27 protein-coding genes and 1 pseudogene are annotated in these 24,191 nt (G+C 60.1%); 20 read left to right on the forward strand and 8 right to left on the reverse strand.

Features of this window, described 5'->3' with window-relative positions:
- Positions 1–94 precede the first annotated feature (94 nt).
- Both ACTG2G_RS20410 and mtgA read left to right on the forward strand, forming a co-directional pair.
- Entirely contained in the window at positions 95–421 is a 327-nt protein-coding gene (locus ACTG2G_RS20410) for an HI1450 family dsDNA-mimic protein (RefSeq protein WP_005352317.1), read from the forward strand.
- Positions 406–1,197 carry a monofunctional biosynthetic peptidoglycan transglycosylase gene (mtgA, locus tag ACTG2G_RS20415; protein WP_421386364.1) on the forward strand — a complete coding sequence of 264 codons (792 nt, stop codon included), beginning with the start codon at positions 406–408 and terminating at the stop codon, positions 1,195–1,197. The genes ACTG2G_RS20410 and mtgA overlap by 16 nt, the downstream gene beginning before the upstream one ends.
- Positions 1,198–1,200: 3 nt before the next feature.
- Here mtgA and ACTG2G_RS20420 read toward each other — a convergent pair whose 3' ends face one another.
- Complete coding sequence (locus tag ACTG2G_RS20420; RefSeq protein WP_019445852.1) at positions 1,201–1,329, reverse strand: hypothetical protein; 129 nt, start codon at positions 1,327–1,329, stop codon at positions 1,201–1,203.
- Positions 1,330–1,476: 147 nt separating this feature from the next.
- Here ACTG2G_RS20420 and ACTG2G_RS20425 point away from each other — a divergent pair, with 147 nt between their 5' ends.
- The gene (locus ACTG2G_RS20425; RefSeq protein WP_429205488.1) at positions 1,477–1,800 is read left to right on the forward strand and encodes an HI1450 family dsDNA-mimic protein; all 324 of its coding nucleotides are present in this window, start codon (positions 1,477–1,479) and stop codon (positions 1,798–1,800) included.
- 55 nt (positions 1,801–1,855) lie between these two features.
- Here ACTG2G_RS20425 and ACTG2G_RS20430 read toward each other — a convergent pair whose 3' ends face one another.
- Both ACTG2G_RS20430 and ACTG2G_RS20435 read right to left on the reverse strand, forming a co-directional pair.
- Complete coding sequence (locus ACTG2G_RS20430) at positions 1,856–2,167, reverse strand: DUF1289 domain-containing protein (protein ID WP_421386362.1); 312 nt, start codon at positions 2,165–2,167, stop codon at positions 1,856–1,858.
- Between the two features lies 1 nt (position 2,168).
- Positions 2,169–3,029: a CvfB family protein gene (locus ACTG2G_RS20435; protein WP_421386361.1), complete on the reverse strand. Its 861-nt coding sequence runs from the start codon at positions 3,027–3,029 to the stop codon at positions 2,169–2,171.
- 231 nt (positions 3,030–3,260) lie between these two features.
- Here ACTG2G_RS20435 and ACTG2G_RS20440 point away from each other — a divergent pair, with 231 nt between their 5' ends.
- From ACTG2G_RS20440 to ACTG2G_RS20455, 4 genes are all read left to right on the forward strand, one after another.
- Positions 3,261–4,475, forward strand: coding sequence for a UPF0149 family protein (locus tag ACTG2G_RS20440; RefSeq protein ID WP_429205490.1), 1,215 nt, complete (start codon positions 3,261–3,263; stop codon positions 4,473–4,475).
- 170 nt (positions 4,476–4,645) lie between these two features.
- Complete coding sequence (locus tag ACTG2G_RS20445; RefSeq protein ID WP_005336856.1) at positions 4,646–5,110, forward strand: MarR family winged helix-turn-helix transcriptional regulator; 465 nt, start codon at positions 4,646–4,648, stop codon at positions 5,108–5,110.
- A gap of 2 nt (positions 5,111–5,112) precedes the next feature.
- Positions 5,113–5,301: a DUF4250 domain-containing protein gene (locus tag ACTG2G_RS20450; RefSeq protein ID WP_019445848.1), complete on the forward strand. Its 189-nt coding sequence runs from the start codon at positions 5,113–5,115 to the stop codon at positions 5,299–5,301.
- A 163-nt stretch (positions 5,302–5,464) separates the two neighbouring features.
- Positions 5,465–5,644, forward strand: coding sequence for a hypothetical protein (locus tag ACTG2G_RS20455; protein WP_005345799.1), 180 nt, complete (start codon positions 5,465–5,467; stop codon positions 5,642–5,644).
- A gap of 184 nt (positions 5,645–5,828) precedes the next feature.
- On the opposite strand, the gene ACTG2G_RS20460 is transcribed toward ACTG2G_RS20455, so the two are convergent.
- Positions 5,829–6,416 carry an FMN-dependent NADH-azoreductase gene (locus ACTG2G_RS20460; protein WP_245096823.1) on the reverse strand — a complete coding sequence of 196 codons (588 nt, stop codon included), beginning with the start codon at positions 6,414–6,416 and terminating at the stop codon, positions 5,829–5,831.
- A gap of 226 nt (positions 6,417–6,642) precedes the next feature.
- On the opposite strand from ACTG2G_RS20460, the gene ACTG2G_RS20465 reads away from it, so the two are divergent.
- The 4 genes from ACTG2G_RS20465 to ACTG2G_RS20480 all read left to right on the forward strand — a co-directional run bounded on the left by ACTG2G_RS20465 (position 6,643) and on the right by ACTG2G_RS20480 (position 10,190).
- Positions 6,643–7,533, forward strand: coding sequence for a DMT family transporter (locus ACTG2G_RS20465; RefSeq protein ID WP_069528158.1), 891 nt, complete (start codon positions 6,643–6,645; stop codon positions 7,531–7,533).
- A gap of 84 nt (positions 7,534–7,617) precedes the next feature.
- On the forward strand, positions 7,618–8,796 hold the full coding sequence (gene purT, locus ACTG2G_RS20470) for a formate-dependent phosphoribosylglycinamide formyltransferase (protein WP_421386356.1): 1,179 nt from the start codon (positions 7,618–7,620) through the stop codon (positions 8,794–8,796).
- A 129-nt stretch (positions 8,797–8,925) separates the two neighbouring features.
- Positions 8,926–9,585, forward strand: coding sequence for a hexitol phosphatase HxpB (gene hxpB, locus ACTG2G_RS20475; RefSeq protein WP_421386354.1), 660 nt, complete (start codon positions 8,926–8,928; stop codon positions 9,583–9,585).
- A gap of 401 nt (positions 9,586–9,986) precedes the next feature.
- The gene (locus tag ACTG2G_RS20480; protein ID WP_421386353.1) at positions 9,987–10,190 is read left to right on the forward strand and encodes a CPXCG motif-containing cysteine-rich protein; all 204 of its coding nucleotides are present in this window, start codon (positions 9,987–9,989) and stop codon (positions 10,188–10,190) included.
- Positions 10,191–10,269: 79 nt separating this feature from the next.
- On the opposite strand, the pseudogene ACTG2G_RS20485 reads toward ACTG2G_RS20480, so the two are convergent.
- Positions 10,270–10,514, reverse strand: a pseudogene (locus ACTG2G_RS20485) (IS5/IS1182 family transposase); the annotation flags it as partial.
- An 87-nt stretch (positions 10,515–10,601) separates the two neighbouring features.
- Entirely contained in the window at positions 10,602–11,249 is a 648-nt protein-coding gene (locus ACTG2G_RS20490; protein WP_421386351.1) for an integrase arm-type DNA-binding domain-containing protein, read from the reverse strand.
- Positions 11,250–11,437: 188 nt separating this feature from the next.
- Here ACTG2G_RS20490 and sbcB point away from each other — a divergent pair, with 188 nt between their 5' ends.
- Complete coding sequence (gene sbcB / locus ACTG2G_RS20495; RefSeq protein WP_429205496.1) at positions 11,438–12,853, forward strand: exodeoxyribonuclease I; 1,416 nt, start codon at positions 11,438–11,440, stop codon at positions 12,851–12,853.
- A 155-nt stretch (positions 12,854–13,008) separates the two neighbouring features.
- Entirely contained in the window at positions 13,009–13,509 is a 501-nt protein-coding gene (locus tag ACTG2G_RS20500) for a hypothetical protein (protein WP_216978696.1), read from the forward strand.
- Between the two features lie 68 nt (positions 13,510–13,577).
- On the opposite strand, the gene ACTG2G_RS20505 is transcribed toward ACTG2G_RS20500, so the two are convergent.
- A complete protein-coding gene (locus ACTG2G_RS20505) occupies positions 13,578–15,287 on the reverse strand; it encodes a glycoside hydrolase family 36 protein (RefSeq protein WP_429205498.1) in 1,710 nt (569 codons plus the stop codon).
- 165 nt (positions 15,288–15,452) lie between these two features.
- Here ACTG2G_RS20505 and ACTG2G_RS20510 point away from each other — a divergent pair, with 165 nt between their 5' ends.
- The 3 genes from ACTG2G_RS20510 (at position 15,453) to cdd (ending at position 17,562) form a co-directional block, all read left to right on the forward strand.
- A complete protein-coding gene (locus ACTG2G_RS20510) occupies positions 15,453–15,809 on the forward strand; it encodes a CidA/LrgA family protein (RefSeq protein WP_005333279.1) in 357 nt (118 codons plus the stop codon).
- On the forward strand, positions 15,806–16,492 hold the full coding sequence (locus tag ACTG2G_RS20515; RefSeq protein WP_005333281.1) for an LrgB family protein: 687 nt from the start codon (positions 15,806–15,808) through the stop codon (positions 16,490–16,492). The genes ACTG2G_RS20510 and ACTG2G_RS20515 overlap by 4 nt, the downstream gene beginning before the upstream one ends.
- A gap of 185 nt (positions 16,493–16,677) precedes the next feature.
- On the forward strand, positions 16,678–17,562 hold the full coding sequence (cdd, locus tag ACTG2G_RS20520) for a cytidine deaminase (RefSeq protein WP_005333283.1): 885 nt from the start codon (positions 16,678–16,680) through the stop codon (positions 17,560–17,562).
- Positions 17,563–17,696: 134 nt separating this feature from the next.
- On the opposite strand, the gene ACTG2G_RS20525 is transcribed toward cdd, so the two are convergent.
- Positions 17,697–19,082 carry a tryptophanase gene (locus ACTG2G_RS20525; protein ID WP_421386345.1) on the reverse strand — a complete coding sequence of 462 codons (1,386 nt, stop codon included), beginning with the start codon at positions 19,080–19,082 and terminating at the stop codon, positions 17,697–17,699.
- Between the two features lie 460 nt (positions 19,083–19,542).
- On the opposite strand from ACTG2G_RS20525, the gene ACTG2G_RS20530 reads away from it, so the two are divergent.
- The 4 genes from ACTG2G_RS20530 to asd all read left to right on the forward strand — a co-directional run bounded on the left by ACTG2G_RS20530 (position 19,543) and on the right by asd (position 24,167).
- The gene (locus tag ACTG2G_RS20530; RefSeq protein ID WP_074042620.1) at positions 19,543–19,707 is read left to right on the forward strand and encodes a DUF2256 domain-containing protein; all 165 of its coding nucleotides are present in this window, start codon (positions 19,543–19,545) and stop codon (positions 19,705–19,707) included.
- Positions 19,707–21,227 (forward strand): cryptochrome/photolyase family protein, encoded by a 1,521-nt coding sequence (locus tag ACTG2G_RS20535; RefSeq protein WP_421386344.1) that lies wholly within the window; start codon positions 19,707–19,709, stop codon positions 21,225–21,227. The genes ACTG2G_RS20530 and ACTG2G_RS20535 overlap by 1 nt, the downstream gene beginning before the upstream one ends.
- A gap of 157 nt (positions 21,228–21,384) precedes the next feature.
- Positions 21,385–22,692, forward strand: coding sequence for a D-amino acid dehydrogenase (locus tag ACTG2G_RS20540; RefSeq protein WP_323670585.1), 1,308 nt, complete (start codon positions 21,385–21,387; stop codon positions 22,690–22,692).
- A gap of 362 nt (positions 22,693–23,054) precedes the next feature.
- Positions 23,055–24,167, forward strand: coding sequence for an aspartate-semialdehyde dehydrogenase (gene asd, locus ACTG2G_RS20545; protein WP_005360250.1), 1,113 nt, complete (start codon positions 23,055–23,057; stop codon positions 24,165–24,167).
- Positions 24,168–24,191 lie beyond the last annotated feature (24 nt).

Below are 24,191 nucleotides of genomic sequence, written 5' to 3' on the forward strand. Positions count from 1 at the left end.
CTCGCCAAGGGGTCTGCCGACCGCTAGAATAGCGCCGCCCCGCAGGCAGTGATCTGCGCTGGCACCTTTTTCTCTTTTCTGGAACAGACCGCTTATGTCTATGAATGACGAAATGCACAGCGTCGAGGAACTGCTCGATACCGCCCTCGAACTCTTTATGGAGCTGGCCTCTGACAACCTGCCGGAGCAGGAGATCGCCCGTTTCAATCAGGAGTTCAACGACCGCGGCCTGCTGGCCGAAACCGACCCGGCCGATGACTGGGAAGCGGACGTGGGTTTTGCGGTGAGCGACACCGACTATGCCGAGATCTGGGTTGGCCTTGGCAATGAAGAACAAGAGTATGAGCATCTGTTTGCCCGCATGCTGCTCTCCCGCCGTGTTGACGAGAAGTTCTGCCACATCGAATGGCTGCCCCAATAATTCCGGATCCCGATGATCCCAGCCACTATCAGTGGGAGTCTAGCCCTGACGCCGTGGCCCCCGTGCGCCCATCTGCATCCCTTGGGCGCCGGGTGTTGAGGTGGGCAGGCAAGATCGCGCTGGCCGGGCTGCTCTGCTCGGTCGGCTCGGTCGCCTTGCTGCGCTTTATCGATCCGCCGATGTGGAGCTGGCGTATCGAGCGGGCCCTCTTTCCGCCCGCCAAGATCACCCAGGTGCGCCATGAATGGGTGGCTCTGGAGTCCATCTCCAAGGAGCTGCAACTGGCGGTGATCGCCGCCGAGGATCAGCGCTTTGCCGATCACAACGGCTTTGACATGGATGCCATCAACGCGGCCCTCAAGCACAACCAGCACAGCGAACGGGTGCGCGGCGCCAGCACCCTCAGTCAGCAGACCGCCAAGAACCTCTTTATGTGGAGTGATCGCAGCTTCCTGCGCAAGGGGCTGGAGGCCTGGTTTACCCTGCTGATGGAGCTGGGTTGGGACAAGGCCCGTATTCTCGAGGTCTATCTCAATATCGTGGAGTTCGGCCCCGGCATCTATGGCGCCGAAGCCGCTGCCCGCACCTACTTTGGCAAACCGGCCAGCCGCTTGACCCGCTACGAGTCATCCCTGCTGGCTGCTGCCCTGCCCAATCCGTGGCGCTATCGGGTCAAGCCCCCTTCACCCTATGTGCAGAAGCGCTCGGTCTGGATCCGCCGCCAGATGGGACAACTGGGCCAGATCACCCTCAATCGGGTGCATCAGGCCGACTGATCCTCAGGGCTCATCGGGTTTCTCCGGTGGGCCCAGATGGCCGCCCACCGTTTCGCGGTGAAGCGGCAGATAGTGCCACCACCAGGCCTCGCGCCGTCGCTTGATCTGTTGCCGCCGTCCCCGCTGCTTCATCCCCTCACTCCCTGCCAGATGATCCGCGCCTTAACCATACTCCCCCAACGGCAACTTGGACAGGCCAGCCACGCCCGGCGCACTGGTCTGGCCGCCACAGCCAATAATTGTTACAGTAGCGAACCTCGATGTATCTGGAGTGATTTCATGGAACAGCGTACCCCGGATCAGCTGGTCGAATGGGCCTATGATCAGTTTCTTGAGCAGGCCGCCGATATGCTGGCCCCCGAACAAATAGTCGACATCACCCTGGAGTTTGAGCAGTGTGGCGCCGTGGAGGCAACCCTGCCCAATGCCGACTGGTCGACCGAGCTTGGTGAGCCGGTCGATATGGAGCGCTGGGTCGAAGTGTGGGTCGGTTTGCTGGATCATCAGGATGAGTTTGAGGTGATCTTCGCCACCTTCCTGCTGCCCCGTCTACTGACCGAAGATCAAGTGCATGTGCGCTGGCATCGCCAGCAGCAGGCATAAAAAAGGCGCCATCGGCGCCTTTCTTGTTTCCGTGCACTCTTATTGCTGTTTTCTGCTAATCCTGCGCTGCGATGGCCTTGGCCAGACAGCGGCGGCACCAGCAAGCGCTGGCCTCCTGCATCGGCAATACCGGCAACTGGCTGCACCAGCACTGGGCGATGGTCTGACCGGCAGAGACGGCGCAATAGGCCGGTTCGCCACAACCCGGGCAGCGGTGGGTGCTTTTCGAGCCATTCAGCTCGGCCATCACCGACAGCTGGGCCTTGCTATCCATCGCCGACCAGTGGCCGATCTCGGTCAGGGTGCGGCCACAACCAAGGCAAAGCCCGTCTTTCGCCTTGCAGAGGCCAACACAGGGACTCAGCATCTTATTCGCTATCCACTGCCGAGTCGGTCTCTGTGGCCACCAGAGTGATGGCGTTATCTTCGATGACGATCTTGCCCTGCTTGTAGAGGCCGCCGATCGCCTTCTTGAAGGTGCCCTTGCTCATGCTGAACAGCTTGTAGATGAGCTCGGGTTCGCTCTTGTCACCCACCGCCAGACTGCCGCCCTGCTTTTTCATCCGGCTCAGAATGCGTTCACCGGCATCATCAACCCGCACCAGACCAGGCTTTTGCAGGGTCAGATCGAGCTTGCCATCTTCGCGCACCTGCTTGACCCAGGCGGTTTGCGGCCGACCGGTCATCACCCGGCCAAACACCTCATTCTTGAACAGCATGCCGGGATACTGACCGTTGACGATCACCTTGATGCCAAGGGGCGAGTGCTCCCCCGGCAGCGCGGTCACTTCGTCACCGACCTTGAAGTTGCTGCCAGCCGGGGTCAGGAAGCGCTCGATGCGGCTGGTGCCGACCATGCGCCCTTCGTTATCCAGTTGCAGACGCACCAGATAAACGTGGCCCACCTGCATCGGCTTGTTCTGCTCGCGGCTCGGCACAAACAGATCCTTTTTCATGCCCCAGTCGAGGAAGGCACCAATCTTGTTGGCATTGACCACTTTCAGACCGGCAAATTCGTCCACCATGGCAAACGGCTTGTCGGTGGTGATCACCGGCTCGCAATCGGCATCCAGATAGAGGAAGACCTGCACGCTATCCCCCTCTTTCACCCCTTCCGGCAGTTGACGTTTGGGCAGCAGCAGTTCACCGTACTCATCGGCCGCAAGCCAGGCGCCACGGTCTTCGAGTTCAACAACGGTGAGGGTGTTCATCTTGCCAATCTGTATCATGGTGCTCTCTTTTTTCATTACCCGGATGGGCCAACTGAACATGGCCCCTATGGGCGCGCATGTTACCTCAAGAGCGGTGATCCGGCCTAGTCCCCAAGCCACCACGAGCCGCCCTTTCGCCCCTATCTTATCCGCCAATGGTGATTAAATCGCCAAACAGGCGGCCATTTGCTGCAAATAACCCCACTTTTAGGTAGACTTCGCGGCTGTTCAAATCCAGAGGAACTGTCGATGAACCCATCCACTCGTACCCGCCATCTTAATCAATGGATCCAGAGCCACAGCGATCAGGACATGACCTACCCGGCCCTGCACGGTTTTCTCTGTGCTCGTCTGGTGGGGCCGGAAAGCCCTGACTGGCAACGCCCGCTGGCTGGTTTGCTGGAACAGGATGCCGAGTTGGATGAAAAAAGCGCAGAAGCCCTCAACAACCTGATCGCCGAGCTGGAATCCCAAGCCGACGACGCTCAGCTGGCCCTGCCCAGCCAGTGCCGCCTGCCCAGCGATAACCCCGAGCAGGTGTTCGAACAGAGCCACCCCCTCGGTCAATGGTGTTATGGCTTCAGCATGGGTTTTGCCACCTGGCCCAAGCCGAAGGATTTGAACGACCCGACCACCCAGTACCGCTTCAGTCTGGCCGCCGAGCTGAGCCTGTTTCGCGACAAGCAGATGGCCCAGATGCTCTATAGCGCCGCCGCCAGCGAACTCCCCTTTGTCGAGTTCTGCAAACGCCAGCGCCAGAACATGAAAACCGCCCTCAACCAGTTGCTCAACCTCGACCAGTATCAGGCCGCCCCCAGCGCTGATATGGCCCTCAATGGCGAACAGGCCCAACAGTGGCAGACCTGGTTCGAGCTGGCCGACAGCTGCCGCGATCATCAGGCCCGCCTCGGCTGGTTCGAGAAGATCATTGCCGATGCCATTCCGCTCTTTGACGACGCCTTCTGGCAGCAAATCGCCGGCCACGGCTGGAGTGCCCCCGAGCTGCGTCCTCTGCTGGCAGCCAGAGCCGGCCGCGCCGACTGCCTGCTGCGCCTTGGCAAACTGGGCGAGGCCAAAGCGGAGTATCTGGCGCTGCTGACAATCTGCATGGCCGATGAGCTGGGTTGCCGCTACAACCTCTCCACCCTCTATGCACTGCAAGGGGATTGGCAGGCGTTGGCCGCCCTGCTGGTGCGCTTCGATGAAGCCTCCAGCTGGTTGCTCTATAACAAGGCGCTGATGGTCTTTGCTACCGAGGGTGCCGAGGCAGCCAAGCCCCATCTGCTGGTCGCCATCGAGGCCAACCCGCACATTCCGGCCTGCCTGCTGGGTCAGCGCAAGCTGCCCAAACAGGAGCCACAAAGCTGGCAAGCGGGCAGCCGCGACGAGGCCGCGCTCTACGCTATCCACACTCGTGAGGCCTGGCTCAAGCAGAACGCCCTCATCTGGTTGCGTAAAGGCTGAACAGCGTTGGCTTAAAATCCCGTCGGTCAGACTCGGTTTTTCCTTGAGGGCGTGCGCCACCGCACATTTCATCGCAACCGGGTCAGACAAATCAGCTTGAGTTTCGTATCATCAATGTCAAAGTATCAAAAGAAACTGCATCTGATGCAGCCGTCACAGCAGGGTGTAATATGTCAAAAATCATAGCGTTACTCGCTCACTACCCGCCCTATCAGTTGGTACATGCCGCCGAGATGCTACGGGATACCTTCGAACAGTTTTATGAACAGCGTTACCAGCTGACCGTGCCGCAATGGCGCCTGATGATGGTGCTCGGCCCCAACTACCCCATCAGCCAGAAAGAGCTGGTCGAGGCGAGCGGCATGGACAAGGTGCGCATCTCCCGCGAGATCCGCCGTCTGGTCGAAAAAGGGATCATCTTTACCGAGAGCAGCGAGCAGGACAAACGCATCAGCCTGGTCTCCCTCACCAATGCCGGGCTCGCCCTCTTCCTGCAGCTCAAGAGTGAAGCGGGCAGCTGGCAACATACCCTGACCGACTATCTGCCGAGCGAATCCCGCGAGGCGATCCGCCAGCATCTGCACAGCGTCAGCGCCGCCATCGAGCAGCTGCAATCACTGGATCGGGAGAAATAATCATGGATTTGAAAAAGTTCGCCACCATGGACATCAACATGCTGCTGAGCGTCGTCAATATGCAGCTGCGTGATCGCTATGACGATCTGGATGATCTCTGCAAGGCGCAGGAGATCGATCAGGCGGCACTGGAAGCGCGGCTCGCCAGCGGTGATTTTCACTACCAGCCAGCGCAGAAACAGTTCAGATAAAGAGATCTAGCGGGATCGGGATCACAGCGCCAGTGATGGCGCTGGCTCTGCGGTAAAAACCTGATATGGTCTGAAGAGCCCCAACAGAGTGATGCACGGATACATCACCCTGTCACAAGAGGGCATTAAAATCGTTTCAGGTGAGCAAACCAAGGATGACCCCATGATATTGATGACCCGACAGAGCCTGTTGATCACGCTCTGTACCCTGTTGATGATCAGCCTCTTCACGCCCCACTTGCCACAAAGTACCGAACAGTGGCTGACCACCCTCTTGCTTGGCCTGCTGGTCACGGTGGCATTGCTGCTGGTGCGCGGTTGTCGCCGCTTTATGATGGAGTAGTGACTCCGCCGGAACGTCTATACCGACCGCTTGCCGCGATACTCTCTGTAGCAGTAACGTCTGTCGCAATCACATCTAGCCAAAAAACAAACGCAGCCTGATGGCTGCGTTCTTGTATCTGGCAGGGCAACCCCTAGAGAGAGATAACCCCTGACGGGATAGATAGCCCTTATAGAGAGAGCCCTTAGATAGCCAGAGCCTCAAGCTGCGCTTTGGCCGCTTCCATCCCCTTGCTCTGGGCATCCGGGCCCATACCCATCCCCTCGGCGTAGATGAAATCCACCTCTTTGATACCGATGAAACCGAGCACGGTACGCATGTAGGGGGTCACCAGATCGGTGGCACTGCCGACGTGCATGCCGCCACGGGGGCTGATCACCAGCGCACGGGTATTTTCAACCATACCGACCGGACCGGTCTCGGTGTAGCGGAAGGTGACACCAGCACGAGCTACCAGATCGATCCAGTTTTTCAGCTGGGTCGGGATGTTGAAGTTGTACATGGGGGCCGCAATCACCACCAGATCGCTCGCTTTGAGTTCGGCGATCAGCTCGTCAGACTGGGCGATCACCGCCAGTTGACGTTCATTGAGGTTGTCACCACCGCGCAGGCCGGAGGCCAGCTCGCCATCCAGCACCGGCAGCTTGAGTGCTGCCAGATCACGCACGGTGACGACATCATCCTTATGGTCAGCCAGGAAGCCGTCGATCAGGGCGTTGGATTGGGAATATTGACCCAGGATGCTGGATTTGAGTACGAGGATATTGGCCATGGTGAAACTCCATTTGGTTGTCGGTTGAACAGCGTTGCTGTCGATGGAGGTCACTCTAAACATTGTGCTTATTTGCTGATAGCGAAAATAGATGCTCAACTTGTTCAAATTTTTTGATGCAAGGCCACTTCCTCGCCAGCCAACCTTGCGGCCGCGCTTCAACCCTTGGCAGAACAAACGATTGCCGTTATGATCCGCCGCACTTTTTTCCAGCGACCCGGATCCCATGATACCCTCGCGCAGGCACTCTCCTTTGGCCGGTGCAGTCTGGATGATGGTGGCAGGACTCTGCTTCGCCGCCGTCAACAGCCTGAGCCAGTATGTCAGCTTCAAGCTTGGCCTCCCATCGACCCAGGTCGCTTTTCATCAATACCTGATCGCCCTGATCTGCCTGCTGCCCTGGCTGGTTCGCCACGGCCTGCGCCAATCCCTGATGACCAATCAGTTCCGGTTGCACCTGTTGCGGGTATTGCTGGCAGTGATCGGCATCCAGCTCTGGCTCTGGGCACTGGCGTACCCCGTCCCCATCTGGCAGGGGATCGCCCTGCTGATGACCTCGCCGCTGTTTGCCACCCTGGGCTCCGCCCTGCTGCTCAAGGAGCAGGTGAGCCGCACCCGCATTCTGGCCACCCTGGCGGGCTTTGCCGGCGCCATGCTGATCCTCGCCCCCTGGACTGACGAGTTCAACTGGGCCTCTCTGCTGCCGGTGGCGGCGGCGTTGTTCTGGGCAGGTTACTCCCTGATGGTGCGCTATCAGGCAGCCAACGAATCATCCCACACCATAGTGGTGTATCTGCTTATCTTCAGTACCCCGTTCAACGTCATGCTGGCCCTGCCGGAGTGGCAGTGGCCAAGCGAGAGCCAGTGGCTGCTGGTAGCCGCTTCCGGCGTGCTGACGGCGCTGGCCCAGATGTCCATCGCGCGCGCCTACAGCGTGGCGGAGGCCTCCTTCGTACAACCTTTCGATTTTGCCAAGCTGCCGATGAACGTGCTGGCTGGCTGGCTGGTATTTGGCTGGGCCCCCCCCGGCCGTCTGTGGCTTGGCGCCGCCATCATCATTGGCGCCATTACCTTGCTGACCCATCTGGAGCAGCGCGCTCACAAACCCGTTTCCTGAGGTACGCCATGCGTGCCTCTTTTTTGTCCGCTATTTGTGTAATAGCGATCATCAACAATGACCATCGACATCAGGAGAGATCGTATGTTTGGAACCGCAACCCGCCCCGGCGCCACCCGTGCCCTGCTGCTGGGCTCCGGCGAACTTGGCAAAGAGGTCGCCATCGAGTTGCAACGGTTCGGGATCGAAGTGATCGCCGCCGACCGCTACCCCAATGCCCCCGCCATGCAGGTGGCCCACGCAGCCCACGTGCTGGACATGCTCGATGGCAACGCCCTGCGTGCCCTGGTTGCCGAGGTTAAACCCGACCTCATCATCCCCGAGATTGAAGCGATTGCCACCGATACCCTTGCTGCCCTTGAGCAAGAAGGGGTCAAGGTAGTGCCCAACGCCCGCGCAACCCAGCTCACCATGAACCGGGAAGGGATCCGCCGCCTCGCCGCCGAGACCCTGGGTCTGCCCACCTCCCCCTACCGCTTTGCCCAGAGCAAGGAGGAGTTTGTCGCCGCCGTCGAGGCTATCGGCCTGCCCTGCGTGGTGAAACCTGTGATGAGTTCGTCCGGCAAGGGACAGAGCGTACTGCGCGATCTCGCCAAGCTTGATGAGAGCTGGACCTACGCCCAGGAAGGCGGCCGCGCCGGTCGTGGCAAGGTGATCGTCGAGGGCTTCGTTCCCTTCGAGTACGAGATCACCCTGCTCACGGTTCGCGCCGTCGATGGCATTCACTTCTGCGAGCCGATCGGCCACCGTCAGGAAGATGGCGACTACCGCGAATCCTGGCAGCCGCAGGTGATGAGCGAGCTGGCGCTGGCCCGCTCCAAAGAGGTAGCGGCCAAGGTGGTCGAGGCCCTCGGTGGTTACGGCCTGTTCGGAGTCGAGCTCTTTATAAAAGGCGATGAAGTGTGGTTCAGCGAAGTCTCGCCGCGCCCCCACGATACCGGCATGGTGACCCTGATCTCTCAGGATCTCTCCGAGTTCGCCCTGCACGTGCGCGCCATTCTGGGGCTGCCGGTCGGCACCATCACCCAGTACGGGCCGAGCGCCTCTGCCGTGGTACTGCGCGAAGGGCACAGCCAGGATATCCGCTATCAGGGAATTGGTGAGGCATTGGCGCTGGTGCCGGGCGCCCAGCTGCGGCTATTTGGCAAGCCGGAAATCGCCGGTCGCCGCCGTCTCGGCGTAGCGCTGGCCCGGGGTGAAGATTGCCGCGAGGCGGTCGAGCAGGCCAAGGCGGTTGCCGCCAGCGTCGAGGTCATTTTCTAAACGCTGTTTTTTCGTCGCACCGAAACAAACGTTTGCCGGTGTGATCGGGCGCAAGGGGCATGGCAATGCCCCTTTTGCATTTCCCCGTCAGGCTTATAATCCCCTCTTCAAATTTGTCAGGAGTACAAGATGTTAGCTGCCGTGATCTTCGATATGGATGGTGTTCTGATCGACTCGGAACCCTTTTGGCAACGGGCCCAGATCGCCGTTTTCTCCGAACTGGGTCACCCCCACACCGTCGAGGATTGTGAGTCGACCATCGGCGTGCGCATCGATCAGCTGGTTGCCCACTGGTATCGCCTGCGCCCGTGGAGCGGCCCAACTCAGGAAGAGGTGGTACAGCGCATTCTGGATCGGGTCAACGCCCTGATCCTCTCCGAAGGTCAGGCCAAAGCCGGTGTGCTGGAGGCGCTCGACCTTATCGAAGCCCGCGGCCTGAAAGTGGGTCTGGCCACCTCCTCCCCCTTTGCGATGGTAGAAGCGGTGCTCGGCAAACTTGGCATTCGCGATCGCTTTATGGCGGTGCACTCCGCAGAGGTGGAGCGTTTCGGCAAACCGCACCCGGATGTCTATATCCACGCCGCCGAAAAGCTGGGAGTGGAACCGGTACACTGCCTGGCCATCGAAGACAGCTTCACCGGCCTGCTGGCGGCCAAGGCGGCCTCCATGACTGCGCTGATCGTGCCGGATCCCGCTTTAGTGGGTGACCCACGCTTGGCCATCGCCAACTACCAGCTGAGCTCGCTGGCCGAGCTGAATGCCGACATGTTGGCCAGCTGGGTCAACTAAGCCAGCGAGAGGCGCTGATCGTTCCATGTACCCGGCGTTGGTCGGAGATCCGCGTCTGGCCATCGCCAACTACCAGCTCCGCTCACTGGCCGAGCTCAATAGCGAGATGCTGGCCAGCTGGATCAAGTAACGCCTCCCGGCGCCTCTTAGCACACACATTCTCATGCTCACAGGGGGCATCCAGCCCCCTGTGATTGCCAAACAACCATTGGCAATCCCCTCTTTTCACCGGTCATTCGCAACCAGATTCCCCCTCTCGCACACGACCCGCCCAATCAGTCGCCATCGGTCATCTCTCTGGCTTGATCTCTGTCATAAACGTGCGTTTGCTCGCGGTTAACCACCTTCAGCCCGACTAGAATCAGGGTAGAAAAGCGGCCTCAGGGCCCGAGGAGGTTATCATGATCGAGTACACCAGCAAGCGCATCGTCTGCCCCCACTGTGGCCACCATACCCGGGTCCAGCTGGATGCCAGCCAGGGTGATCAGGAGTTTTACGAAGATTGCATGGCCTGTTGCAATCCAATCCACCTGCGGCTGCATCGGGATGAGGAACGCGACCGTCTGCAGCTCTTTGTGGATGCCGACGACGAACAGATGTTTTGACTGTGAGTCACAAAATGTCGAGCAGGGCATTGTTGCCTAACTCAGCCAGCAAGTCATGACTTCCGAAGCCCCATTGCTGCTACAACACTTGGGGCTTCTTTACAGGCAGACCAAGTGAGCTCCGTTTGTTTATCGCACTCATATGCGCCACCACTTCTCCTACCTGACCGTGGCATTTCCAGAGAATGCTATTCCCTGCCAGCAACTGCTTGAACCGGTAAATTACCGTCACTGCCAACGGGCGATGGTGCGTCCCCTCCCTAATATCTTCTTTCGGTGCACCACTCTCTCCGTTTGCACCGCCTCATTCCTCGTATGCCCCTTTACCTATACCCCCGTATTTTAACGAGGAGGAATAGAGACTGATGCCCATGATGGTCGTGGTGAAACCAGTTGTTCATGACCTCGTTATCAACCCAGCAGGTGAACCAGTTCTCGCTTGGTCGGCACGCGAGGCTCTCTCTCGGGTTGAAAGCCAACATGTTCGATACGTAATTTCGACTTCGGAGAGCCACCCATGAGATTACGTCGCATACAAAAACTCAGAATGGACTTTAACCTGCGCAATAAATGCCCTGCGTTTTTCGGCTTTTTCTTGCCAATCTTATCAAACCACTCCAACCAGCTCGAAAACGGGATCTGTTCCACCGGAATACCAATAAACAGAGGTTCGAAATAGCGCTGCATGGTATGCTCATAGAGCATGACCGTACGAGGCCGCAGCTTGGGCAAATGGTGCTCACGAAAATGCTCGCAGCACTGTTTCAGGGTGACATCATGCTTCTGGTGGAGTTTATCCCAGAAAACTCTGGGATGTTCATTACGTTCAAGAGCGCCACGGATAGCAGGGATCAACGCCCTGGCATCAGCGAGTTTAAGGTCGGGATAGCGTCCAATTTTGAGTCTCGCTGCTTTTCCTTGCCAGCGATAGCGATATTGCCACGAGATGGTGCCTCGCTCGGTGACCCGAGCTGACAGTCCATCACGGTCTGACAATTCCGTCTTGCCAAAGTAGGGCTTACCATAGAGGGCCCGTAGCTTCGTATCAGTAAGTGGCATATGACTCTCCTGTGACTGGTCATCTGATTTTTCACTGACACATTAACGCGTCCTAACGTGTACACAGATATGTACCAAACTGGTCTGAAACGGACTGAATCAAGATCGGACAAAGTGAGACAATCTGAGATAACACTCCGTATAACGACTTGTTTTTCAAGCATATAGACACAATTCAGAACCACGAAATGAACCAGCAGACAAATCCTACCTTCTATTTCCACGACTACGAGACCTTCGGCATCAGCCCCGCCAAGGACAGGCCGTCGCAGTTTGCCGGTATTCGTACCGATGCGGATTTCAACATCATTGGCGAGCCGCTGGTCATCTACTGCAAGCCTCCGGCAGACTACCTGCCGGATCCGGAGGCGTGCCTGATTACCGGTATCACGCCGCAAAAGGCGATGAAGGATGGGCTGTGCGAGGCGGATTTCATTCGCCAGATCCACGAGCAGTTCGCCACGCCGAATACCTGTGTGCTTGGCTACAACAGCATCCGCTTCGATGATGAAGTGACCCGCTACACCCTCTATCGCAACTTCTATGACCCCTATGCCTACAGCTGGCAGAACGGCAACTCCCGATGGGATATTCTCGACATGCTGCGGGCCTGCTATGCCCTGCGCCCGGAGGGGATCGAGTGGGCCTTTGACGAGGAGGGTAAGCCGAGTTTCCGGCTGGAGAAGCTGACAGTCGCCAACGGCGTGGCCCATGCCAATGCCCACGATGCGCTCTCGGACGTGCTGGCCACTATCGAGATGGCCAAGCTGGTGAAAAAAGCCCAACCCAAGTTGTTTGGTTATCTCTTTGATCTGCGCAACAAAAACAAGGTGAAGGCGCTGATTGACGTGGTGACCATGAAGCCGCTGGCGCACGTCTCCGGCATGTTCTCCCCCTGGCAAGGGTGTGTGAGCTGGGTTTCGCCGCTCGCCTGGCATCCTACCAACCAGAACGCGGTGATCATGGTGGATCTGACCCGCGATCCGACCCCGCTTATCGAGCTCACCAGCGAGGAGATCCGCGAGCGCCTCTATACCAAGAAAGAGGAGCTGGGGGATCTGGCCAGCATCCCAGTGAAGCTGGTGCATATCAACAAGTGCCCGGTGCTGGCGCCGGCCGCTACCCTGACGGCGGAGCGCGCCGACCAGCTTGGCATCGACCGGGAGCAGTGCCGCAAGAGCCTGGATCTGCTGCGCGCCCACCCGGAGGTGCGGGAAAAACTGGTGGAAGTGTTTAATCAGGAGTTCGCCGGCAGCAATGAGAGCGACCCCGATACCCAGCTCTACGCCGGCTTCTTTGGCCACGGCGACAAGTCCACCATGGATCTGGTGCGCGCCACCCCCGCAGATCTGCTGGGTGAGCGGGAGTTTGCCTTTACCGACGCGCGGCTGCCGGAGATGTTGTTCCGCTACCGCGCCCGCAACTGGCCACACACTCTGAGCGAAACCGAGCAGAAGCGCTGGCGCCTGCACTGCAGCGACTACTTCAGCCGCCGTCTGCCGGACTATGTGCCCCGTCTCGAGGCGCTGGCAGAGCAGAACCAGAGTAACGAACGGAACTTTGCGATTCTCAAGAGTCTCTATCGTTATCTGGAAGATTTATGAGTTGTGAGTAGTTTCACACTAAATCCTTCCCGCCAGCCCCCTTCTTCAGGTCATAATGACGAAGGGGATTTTCCCAAAAACCAATATCTTGCAACATCCTGAGCGGATGTATCCCAAGCAAGTAATCTCTTTGGCCGAACGGAAGCCATTTGCTGATGCCTCGTCACCACGCACTGCTCGGATTACTGACCCTGCTGCCGCTGGCAGCCAACGCCGCATACCGGTTCGATGTGCCGGATTATCTTGCTCGCCTGCCCGAGCAGACCTATCGCATCGTAGAACAGAATTTCAACACTCTTTATCAGCAGACTGACTTCACCCCCCAGATCACCAACAGCTACTTCAACCGCTCCCATCTGTACAAGTTTGTCGGGGTGCCGCTTGCCATCAGTGCCCAGTCCGGTTTCCAGCTGGAGGTGTTTGGTCAGGTCTATAACCGCGCGTCTCAGGCCTATATGCACCTGAGCGAGGATATGTCCCTCTATCGAGTGATGCGGGTCGATCTGATGGGGAACCCCAATGATCAGCTGGCCATCGGCTTTGGTCTGGGGGTACCCATCACCCCGTTGCTGACCCTCAAGGCGATCGCCTCCGGCAGCGACATCCCGGGCTATGGCTCCGCCAAATACGCCGTCGGGGTCGAGTGGCGTTACTGATACCGTCTCCCAAATCACAAAAACTCAGGCTCCCGAAGGAGCCTGAGTTTTTTGAGAGATGCGCCTTATCAGGCGTAGCGGATCACCCGCCCCTCACCCCCTTGCAGGGTTACGGTTGTGCCGACAGCCTGCTCTTGCCAAAAATCGGTTCCCCCTTCCGGCAACAGAAACTCCTGTGGTAACCCCTCCCAATTGAACAGGCAGAGCAGAGTGCCACCCTCGGGAAGGCTCACTTCACCGCAGGCAAAGTCCATCGACTCGAAACGGGCAGAGGGTGCTCGGGCTGCGCAGAGCGCAAGCAGCTTATGCAGTTGCGCCGCCTGCTCCTCATCGAGATCTTGCAGTCGATCACCAGCCAGCATCATGCCGCCGCTCGCCACCAGCGCTGCCAGATGGAAGCTGTAATCCGCCTTGCTTGCCTGCTGGCTCGGTAGATCCCGCAGGCAGATGCAGTCGGGGTCGAGGGCCCAGAGCTTGTCGTTCTGCCAGGCGCGGCAGAAGGCTTCGCGAGCGATCTGGCGATAGCGGTGGCCGTTGCGTTCCACGTCATCGCTCACCCGCATGCCGTGCACCAACCCAAGGCTTGGCCAAATGGGGGCATTGCAACCGAGCAGGAAAGCGCCTTCACCTGCACCACGCAGGATGGCGGCCATACCGCGCCGATAGGCTTCAACCCGGGTGGCAGCCGGATCGTGGAAACGGCCACCGTGGATGGCGCCCCAGAAGTTGGCATCGAGTTTGAAGTAGTGGATACCCCACTGTTCGCGCAGGGTGCGGAACACCTGCTCAAGGTGCGCCTGCACCTCGGGGTGGGTACCATCCAGCACATACCAGGGGGTACAGCGCCAACCACCATAGGTAACCCGCTCTGAGGGCAGCGGCAAGCCGTCATCCCCCTTCACAAACCAGTCGGGGTGATCCTGAAACACCTGCGAACCGGGCTCTGCAATAAAAGGAGCGACCCAGAGGGCAGGCTCGCAGCCAGCCTGTTTGATCTCCTCAGCCAGTGATGCCACCCCCTGCTCGAACTTGGCCGACGGGGTGAGCCAGTCGCCCATCTTGGCCTGATAGCCGTCATCGATCTGCACGTAACGCAGGGCTGGGAAACGCTCGGCACGCACCTGCAGATTTTCGCGAATATCGGCAGCACTCACCTCGGCGTAGTAGTGATACCAGGAGCACCAACCGCTCGGGCGATCACTCACCTTGCCGATCAGCGAGCCATGCTCGGCCTCGATCAGCCGTGCCAACTCAGCCAGCAGATCTTCGCGCTCCGGCCCTTCGAGGCAGATCAGCGCCTCGCTCTGCCAGTGCTCACCGGCTGCAAGTTTTCGCCCTTCGCAATTCATCAGGATCTGCAAGCGACCATCGGGGTAGAGGCGAAACTCCCCGCCAAAACGGTGGCAGCTGGCAAAGGCGAGCAGCAGCCACCCCTTGCCATGCTCCACCAGCAACAGGTTGTGAATGGTGTGGTAGCCATTGTCATCGGTGATGCGATAGACGCTGGCATCGGGGCAACGGCCGACATGTTGCGGTGATTGCCAGCTACCCATGGTCTGGGCCAGCATCTGGAATCCTTCGCCATAGATGGCGCTCTCCACCGGCAGGCCAAGCTTGCCGTCAAACAGCACCCAGCGCTCGACCGGGGTGGCATCAGAACCTGTGTTGTCGAGTCGCACCCGGCACAGGGGCCCTTCCCACTGACGGGTTTGCAGCAGATGGGGTGGCAACGCATTATCATTCGCCAGCTGGCGAACTCGGGACAAGAGGGATGTCATCACTACTCCTTGTAGTTCGAAAAAGGGTTCTATCAGACGATGTTCAACAGATAATCTGCATACAAATCAGCTTCAAACGAACTGATTTCAGTTGTTATTGTTTTAATGCCGCGACCCGGCCTCTCTGGTAAACTGCGATTTTTCTTCCCAGTCGATGAGGTTCACGTGATCGCGCAACGCGCCTTGCTGTACTTTCGTGACTTTATGGTCATCGTCGCCTGCCTGCTGGCAGGCAAATCCGTGGCAGCCATCCTGCCGTTCGCCTTTCCCGGCAGCATCATCGGCATGCTGCTGCTGTTCGTGCTGCTCTCCCTGCAACTGATCAAGCTGCACTGGGTCGAGCTGGGCGCTGGCTTGCTGCTGCGCCACATGGGCGTGCTGTTCGTGCCGGTCGCTGTCGGGCTGGTGGCCTGGCTTGAGCCCCTGCGCCAATCCTTCGGCGTCATCATGCTCTGCATCGTGCTCGGGATCGTGCTGATCCTCGCCACCGTCGGTCGGCTCTACCAGAGGATGAACAAATGATCTTCTGGCTAGCGATCCCTCTGACCCTGGCGCTCTATTTCGCCACCCGCGCCCTCTATCGTCGCCTGCCCTGGCCCATCATCAATCCGGTGCTGGTGCCGACCGCGGTGATCATCGGCCTGCTGCTCTGGTTTGACCTGCCCCTTGAGCAGTACGAGCGCGGCAGCAGCCCCATTACCATGCTGCTGGAGCCCGCAGTGGTGGCGCTGGCGCTGCCGCTCTATCAGCAGGCGCGCCAGATCCAGGCCAAGCTCAAGCCCATCCTAATCTGTACCCTCGCCTCCGTCTTGATCTCGGTGTGCACAACCCTGCTGATCGGTCATTTTATGGGCACAGATCCGGCGCTGCTCGCCTCCCTTGCCACCAAATCGATCACCACCCCGCTCGCCATGAGCGTCAGCCAGTCCATCGGCGGCATTCCCGCCATCGCGGCCGCCGTGGTGGTGGTGGTGGGGATTGTCGGTGCCCTGATCGGCTACCCGCTGCTCAAACTGCTCAAAGTGACCGATCCGGAAGCGCAAGGGCTCGCCATGGGGGCCTGTGCCCACGCCATCGGCACCGCCACCTCCGCCGAGAAGGGGATCACCCAGGGGGCCTTTGCATCGCTCGCCATGGTGGTGTGCGGCATCCTCACCGCTGCCGTCGCCCCGCTGCTGTTTGCCATCTATCACTGGCTGATCTGATCACCAATTAACCACCCAGAGGGGCCCGCTGGCCTCTCTGGGTGCGACCTGCCGCACAATTTGCACAAGACAAACGTTTCCATTACCATCCCCCTCCGTTTGCCCGTCAGGGCGTGAGCCGGCTCACACATTTACCCGAGCTTGCTCCCTACAATGGCCGCCCAATTGGCCTTTGAGGACACACTATGCATCCCCGTTTTGCCAAGCCATTCGATACCCTCTCTGCCCCGCTCAAAGCAGCCGTGCAGCCCATGCTGGATAGTGCCGACTTCAACGCCCGCTTCACGCCGGAGCAAGTCGCCACCCTGAAAGCCGCCACAGGTCTCGATGATCGCGCCCTGCGCCTCGCCCTGTTGCCACTGGCAGCAGCCTGCTCGGTGGCGCCCATCTCCAAGTTTTATGTCGGTGCCATCGCCTGCGGCCTGAGCGGCACCTGGTACTTCGGCGCCAACATGGAGTTTGCGGGGCAAGGTCTATTCCACTCGGTCCACGCCGAGCAGTCCGCCATCTCCAACGCCTGGTTGGGTGGCGAGACCGGGATCTCTGAAATCACCGTCAACTACACCCCCTGTGGCCACTGCCGTCAGTTTATGAACGAGCTGAGTACCGCCAAGATCCTGAAAGTCTCTCTGCCCGATGACCTGAGCGCCCTGCAATCCTTCCTGCCCCACTCGTTTGGCCCGGCGGATCTCGACATCACTGATGCGCTGATGAGCCCGCAGGATCACGCAGAGCTTGAGCTTCAAAGCGAAGACCCACTGTGGCAAGCCGCGCTGGCCGCCGCCCGTCAAAGCTACGCCCCCTACAGTCAGGGCTATGCCGCGGTGGCGCTGCAGTTTGCCGATGGCCGCATCTTCTCTGGCCGCTACGCCGAGAACGCCGCCTTCAACCCCAGCCTGCCACCGATGCAGATGGCCTGCGCCCATGCGGTGCTTAACGGTGAAGATCTCGCCACCATCCGCCGCGCCGTGCTGCTGGAGAACAAAAACGGCCAGATCAGCCAGCGTGACTCCGCCCAGTCCACCCTCAAGGCGCTGGGCTCCGTCGAGCTGGAGTATCAGGCGGTCTGACCCCTGCTTTGCGTCGATAAACGAAAGCCCCCACACCTTGGTGCGGGGGCTTTTTTACTGGGCCGTTTAACCGGGAGCAGCCGGTTATCCTCACGGCTTGGCTGGGTTGATCACCCAGTCTGACTGGTTGCTGATCAGACAGGTTTCAGCCGCGCCGTGAAGTGGCGCAGCAGCGGCGGCTCGTAGTCAAAGGTGAGCCCGCGAATGCCGCTGGCCCGCGCTTTTACCGCGATCAGGCAGTCGGCCACATAGTCCATGTGATCCCGGGTGTAGACCCGACGCGGAATGGTGAGGCGCAACAGCTCGAAGTCCGCCGCCTCCTGCTTGCCGGTGGCGGGATCACGCCCCAGCAACAGGGAGCCAATCTCCACCCCACGCACGCCCCCTTCCAGATAGAGCTCGCAGGCGAGCGCATGGGCGGGGAACTGCTCGGCCGGAATATGGGGCAGCAGCTTTTTGGCATCCACAAACACCGCATGGCCGCCGGTGGGGGTCTGGATGGGGATGCCCGCCTCGGCCAGCCGCTCACCCAGATAAGCCACCTGACTGATGCGATAGGTGAGATACTCCTCATCCATTCCCTCGCGCAGGCCGATGGCGAGCGCCGCCATGTCCCGCCCGGCGAGGCCGCCATAGGTGACAAACCCCTCCATCGCCACGCAGCGCACCTGCACCGCGCGGAACAGGTCGAGATCTTCCTTGAAGCAGCAAAGCCCGCCGATATTGACCAGCCCGTCCTTTTTAGCCGACATGGTGAAGATGTCCCCCAGTGCGAACATCTGGCGCACTATCTCCTTGATGCTGTGCTTGGCATAGGCCGGATCCCGCTCCTTGATAAACCAGGCGTTCTCGGCAAAGCGGGCGGCGTCGATCACCACCGGAATCTGGTGGCGACGGGCCAGTTCGGAAACCGCCTCCATATTGGCCATGGAGACCGGCTGACCACCGGCGCTGTTGCAGGTCACCGTGATGATGATGCCGGCCACGTTGTCGGCCCCCAGGGTTTCGATGGTGTCGGTCAGGCGAGGGAGATCAAAATCCCCCTTCCAGGCATAAGGCGCCGTGGTATCGAGAGCTTTCGGGGTGAGCAGGTTGATGGCCCGCGCCCCAGCCAACTCCACGTGGGCCTTGGTGGTGTCGAAGTGGTAGTTGGAGATAAAGACCGGCGCCTTGCCCTTGCAGCGCTTGACCAGCTCGGGGAAGAGGATCTGCTCGGCCCCGCGCCCCTGGTGGGTGGGCATCACATGCTGGTAGCCAAAAATCTCGCGCACCGTGCGCTCCAGCTCAACGAAGTTGCGGCTGCCCGCATAGGCCTCATCCCCCATCATGATGCCAGCCCACTGACGGTCGGACATGGCGCCGGTACCGCTGTCGGTCAGCAGATCGATATAGACATCCTCGGCCAACAGCAGGAAGGGGTTCCAGCCAGCAGCCTCGAGGGCGGCGCGGCGCTCGGCGCCAGTGGTCTGTTTGATGGGCTCGACCATCTTGATACGAAACGGCTCGGGTATACGACGCATAAAAGACTCCTCACCGGCGCTAGGCCAGTGTGTTTGAAATCGGGATTGGCAAAGAGGCCGGGGCGATTGGGGTCGTCCGGCTGACAAATTCAAACGGCGGGTGCCGCCAATCAGCGGTGAGGAAAGTCGAAGGTGAGAATGGGATCCCGGGTATACCAGTGGGCGAGCAGGCAAGCTGCTCGGGGCGTAGCTGTCATGATTGGCATCACTCCCCTCCATATCGGTTGTAGACAGTCGGTGGCCAACAAGATCCATAGATGGATGCTGCCAGCGGGCAGCCTCGCCACGTTAACGGCTGGTTAATTGGCAAACAAGGGGCGCACCGACGGGCTGTGCGCCCGCTCACAAAGTGCGCATCTGAGCGGCAAACTGGCAGTGAGGTTGATCCGCCCGCGCCCCCGCTTCGTTATTCTCCCTACCTACACGCCACATCCCCCATCAGCCAGGGCCGGGAGCCATCATGCATCGCAAACCCCATCTGCCCGAGAAGATCTGCCCCGTCTGCCAGCGCCCCTTCAGCTGGCGGCGCAAGTGGGCACGCAGCTGGGAGGAGGTTCGCTACTGCAGCGAACGCTGTCGCCACGCTCGTCTCCGTAGCCATCAACATAATGAAGAGCCAGCCTGATGGAGCTGCGTCTTATTCTCGGCGATCAGCTGAACGCCGCTCACAGCTGGTTTCGTACCCCGGATCCGGCGATCTGCTACCTGATGGCAGAGCTGCGTCAGGAGACCGACTACTGCCACCACCATCGTCAGAAAGTGCTGGCCTTCTTTGCCGCCATGCGCGCCTTCGCAGCGGCCCTCACTCAAGCGGGCCACCGCGTCTGTTACCTGACCCTGGATGAGAGCGCCCGCTGGCCCGACTTGCCCGGCTTGCTGGAGGCTCAGCTCGGAGCACATCAGGCCGACAGCTTTGCCTGGCAGAGCCCGGACGAGTGGCGCCTCGCCAGCCAGTTGAAAAGCTGGGCGGCTGGCCTTGCCATCCCTGCCTCCGAGGTGGAGAGCGAACATTTTCTCACCCCCCGCGATGGCTGGCAGCGCTATCCCCACAGCCGGATGGAGTTCTTCTACCGCGCCTTGCGAAAGCAATATCAAGTGCTGCTCGATGAGCGCGGCCAACCCCTTGGCGGGCGCTGGAATTTTGATGACGAGAACCGCGCCAAGCTGCCGGAGAGCCAGCCAATCCCGGCCCCCCTCACCTTTGCCAATGAGGTGAGCGAGATTGACGCCATGCTGACCCGCCACGGGGTCAGTACTATCGGCGAGGCGGATGCCAGCAGACTGCCGTGGCCAATCACCCGGCGCCAGAGTCGCGAGCTGCTGGCCCATTTTCTGACGCACTGCCTGCCCCATTTTGGCCGCTATCAGGATGCCCTGAGCGAGCGGGGCTGGAGCCTGTTTCACAGCCGTTTGTCGTTTTCCCTCAACAGCAAGATGCTTCATCCGCTTGAGGTGATCCGCGCCGCCGAATCCCACTGGCAGGCCAATCAGGCCACTATCACGTTGGCACAGGTGGAGGGGTTTATCCGCCAGATCCTCGGCTGGCGCGAGTTTGTCCGCGCCCTCTACTGGGAAAAGATGCCCGACTACAAGCAGGCCCATTTTCTCGAGGCCAAGCGGCCGCTGCCGGGTTTCTTCTGGAATGGAGAAACCAGGATGGCCTGCGTGCGCCACGCCATTCGCCAGTCCCTCGAGCACGGCTACGCCCACCATATCCAGCGGCTGATGGTGACCGGCAACTTTGCCCTGCTGGCGGGGATCGATCCTGACGAGGTGGATCAGTGGTATCTCGGCATCTATGTGGATGCCATCGAGTGGGTGGAGCTGCCCAACACCCGCGGCATGAGCCAGTTTGCCGATGGCGGCCTGATGGGCAGCAAGCCCTACGCCAGCAGCGGCGCCTATCTCGAGCGGATGGGCCACTACTGCAAGGGGTGCCACTATCAGGTCAAAGCGCGCCACGGCGACGGAAGTTGCCCCTTCAACAGCCTCTACTGGCACTTTCTCTGGCGCAATCGGGACAAACTTGGCGGCAATCCCCGCCTCGCCCTCCCCTATGCCAACTGGGATGGCCAAGCCGCAGCGCAGCAGCAAGCCATTCTGGCCACGGCGGAGCACTACCTGATCAAGCTGGAGCAGTTGTAAGCGGGCCATGTCCTCTGGCACATTCACACTGACAACAACGCAGCGATTTACGCTGGCAATCAGGCTCACCATCGCACCAAACACCAGCTTGTGACTGGCAAGCAGACGGAGATCCCAATCCTGCGCAGAGCGGTTGAATATCCTGTGGCGGCTGATTATGGTGGTGGCCACATCAGGAGATCAGTCAAGGAAAGACGATATGGAGATAGTGGTTCTCGGTGGTGGCGTGATTGGGGTAACCAGCGCCTGGTATCTGGCCAAAGCGGGTCACAAAGTAACCCTGCTGGAGCGACAAGGGGGCGTCGCCCTTGAAACCAGCCATGCCAACGCCGGGCAGATATCCCCGGGCTATGCGGCCCCCTGGGCGGCCCCCGGCATCCCCCTCAAGGCCGCCAAGTGGATGCTGCAAAAGCATGCCCCCTTCACGGTGCGCCCCACTGCCGACCCCTTCCAGCTACGCTGGATGCTCAGAATGCTCGCCAACTGTACTCCGACCGCCTATGCCACCAACAAGGGGCGCATGGTGCGTCTGGCCGAATACAGCCGCGACTGCATGAAGCTGCTGCGCGACGAGCTGAACATCGATTACGAAGGGCGCCAGCTCGGCACCCTGCAGCTGTTTCGCAGCCAATCCCAGCTCGATGCCAGTCAGCGCGATATCGAGGTGCTGGAGGAGTATGGTGTCCCTTACCAGTCGCTGGATGCCAGCGGCTGCGAAGCGGCAGAGCCTGCGCTGGCGCGGGTGCGCGGCAAAATCGTCGGCGGCTTGCGTCTGCCCGGCGACGAGACCGGCGACTGCTTCCGCTTCACCAAGGCCCTTGCCCTTGAAGCCGAGAAGCTCGGGGTCAAGTTTGTCTTCAACTGCGATATCGACGAGATTGAGCAAGCCCGCGGCCGCGCCGTGGCGGTGCGGGCAGGCGAGCAGCGCTATCGCGCCGATGCCATCGTCTGTGCGCTTGGCAGTTATGCCACCGGTTTTTTGCGGCCACTGCTACGCCCGCTCGGGCTCGAACTACCGGTCTATCCGGTCAAGGGCTACTCCCTCACCCTGCCGATGATCAATGCCGAGGCCGCACCGCGCAGCACCGTGCTGGACGAGACCTACAAGGTGGCCATCACCCGCTTTGACGAGCGGATCCGGGTCGGCGGCATGGCGGAGCTGTCGGGCTACAACCTCGCTCTCAACCCCAGACGCCACGACACTCTGGCGATGGTGGTGGGCGATCTCTTTCCCGAAGGGGGGGATATCAGCCAAGCCGAGTTCTGGACCGGCCTGCGCCCCATGACGCCGGACGGCACCCCGCTGGTGGGGCCGAGCCCCATTCCCGGCCTCTGGCTCAATACCGGCCACGGCACCCTGGGCTGGACCATGGCGGCCGGTTCGGGTCAGCTTCTGTGCGATCTTATCAGCGGCAGCGAGCCCGCCATCAGCGATGAGGGGCTCACTCTGGCCCGTTACGGCTAGACGCCCACACAGTCGGGCTGTTTCACTCGCCAACTACGCCCCCAGACAACAGCAGAGGACGTTCTCAACCGCTTTATTGACAGGCCACCGCCAAAAACGGTGGCCTTTTCGTCTAGATGTTGACCTTCTCCCTCCCCGTCTGCCTGAGCGATAGTCTGGCTGCCGGTTAATGCAGCAAACGGCACAGAATATTGCGCAATTCGACTTGCGCAAGCCGTCACAATCCGTAATGTGGATAGACGCATTTTTCGCAGCGCATATTTTTTAAATGGCCTGTAAACCGCTTGTAAACAGGCGTCGCCAGACAAGGGGTTACGGGTGTCACCGCGAGTTTCTTTAGCAGCAATCCAGGGTAGGACAATATGAAAAAAGTAGGTTTGGTCGGTTGGCGTGGCATGGTGGGATCGGTTCTGATGAGCCGGATGCAGGAAGAGCAGGATTTCGCCCATATTCAACCCACATTCTTCACCACCTCCCAGGCCGGTGAGGCCGCTCCCAACTTCGGCGTCGATGCCGGTACTCTGCAGGACGCCTTCGATATCGAGGCGCTGGCCAAGCAGGATATCATCATCACCGCGCAAGGCGGCGACTACACCAAGGATGTCTATCCGCGCCTGAAAGCCGCTGGCTGGCAGGGTTACTGGATTGACGCCGCCTCCTCCCTGCGGATGGAGAAAGACGCCGTCATCATTCTGGATCCGGTCAACGGCGACGTCATCGAGCAGGCCCTGAACGATGGCATCAAGACTTTCGTTGGCGGCAACTGCACCGTCAGCCTGATGCTGCTGGCCCTCGGCGGCCTGTTCAAGGCCGATCTGGTGGAGTGGGTCAGCGTGGCTACCTATCAGGCCGCCTCCGGTGGCGGTGCCCGCCATATGCGCGAGCTGGTCACCCAGATGGGGATGCTGCGTGACGAAGTGGCGGTCGAGCTGGCCGACCCTGCCTCCGCCATCCTCGATATCGAGCGCAAGATCACCGAGAAGACCCGCTCCGGCACCCTGCCGGTCGACAACTTCGGCGTACCGCTGGCCGGTGGACTTATCCCCTGGATCGACACCAAGCTCGACAACGGCCAGAGCCGTGAAGAGTGGAAGGGTCAGGCCGAGACCAACAAGATTTTGGGTATCGAGAATGCCGTCATTCCGGTGGATGGTTTGTGCGTGCGGATCGGCGCCCTGCGCTGCCACAGCCAGGCCTTTACCATCAAGCTGAAAAAGGATGTGCCGCTGGCGGAGATCGAAGCGCTGCTGGCTACCCACAACGACTGGGTGAAAGTGATCCCCAACGATCGCGATATCACCGCCCGCGAGCTGACCCCGGCGGCCGTTACCGGCACCCTCAGCATTCCGGTGGGCCGTCTGCGCAAACTCAATATGGGCCCTGAGTATCTGGCTGCCTTTACCGTGGGTGACCAACTGCTATGGGGCGCCGCCGAGCCGCTGCGCCGCATGCTGCGTATCCTGCTGGCTCGCTAATCCGCTCCAGAAGCAGAGACAACA

Origin of the sequence: Aeromonas sp. 55A, assembly GCF_051919665.1 — a bacterium.
Classification (GTDB): Bacteria; Pseudomonadota; Gammaproteobacteria; order Enterobacterales; family Aeromonadaceae; genus Aeromonas; species Aeromonas veronii.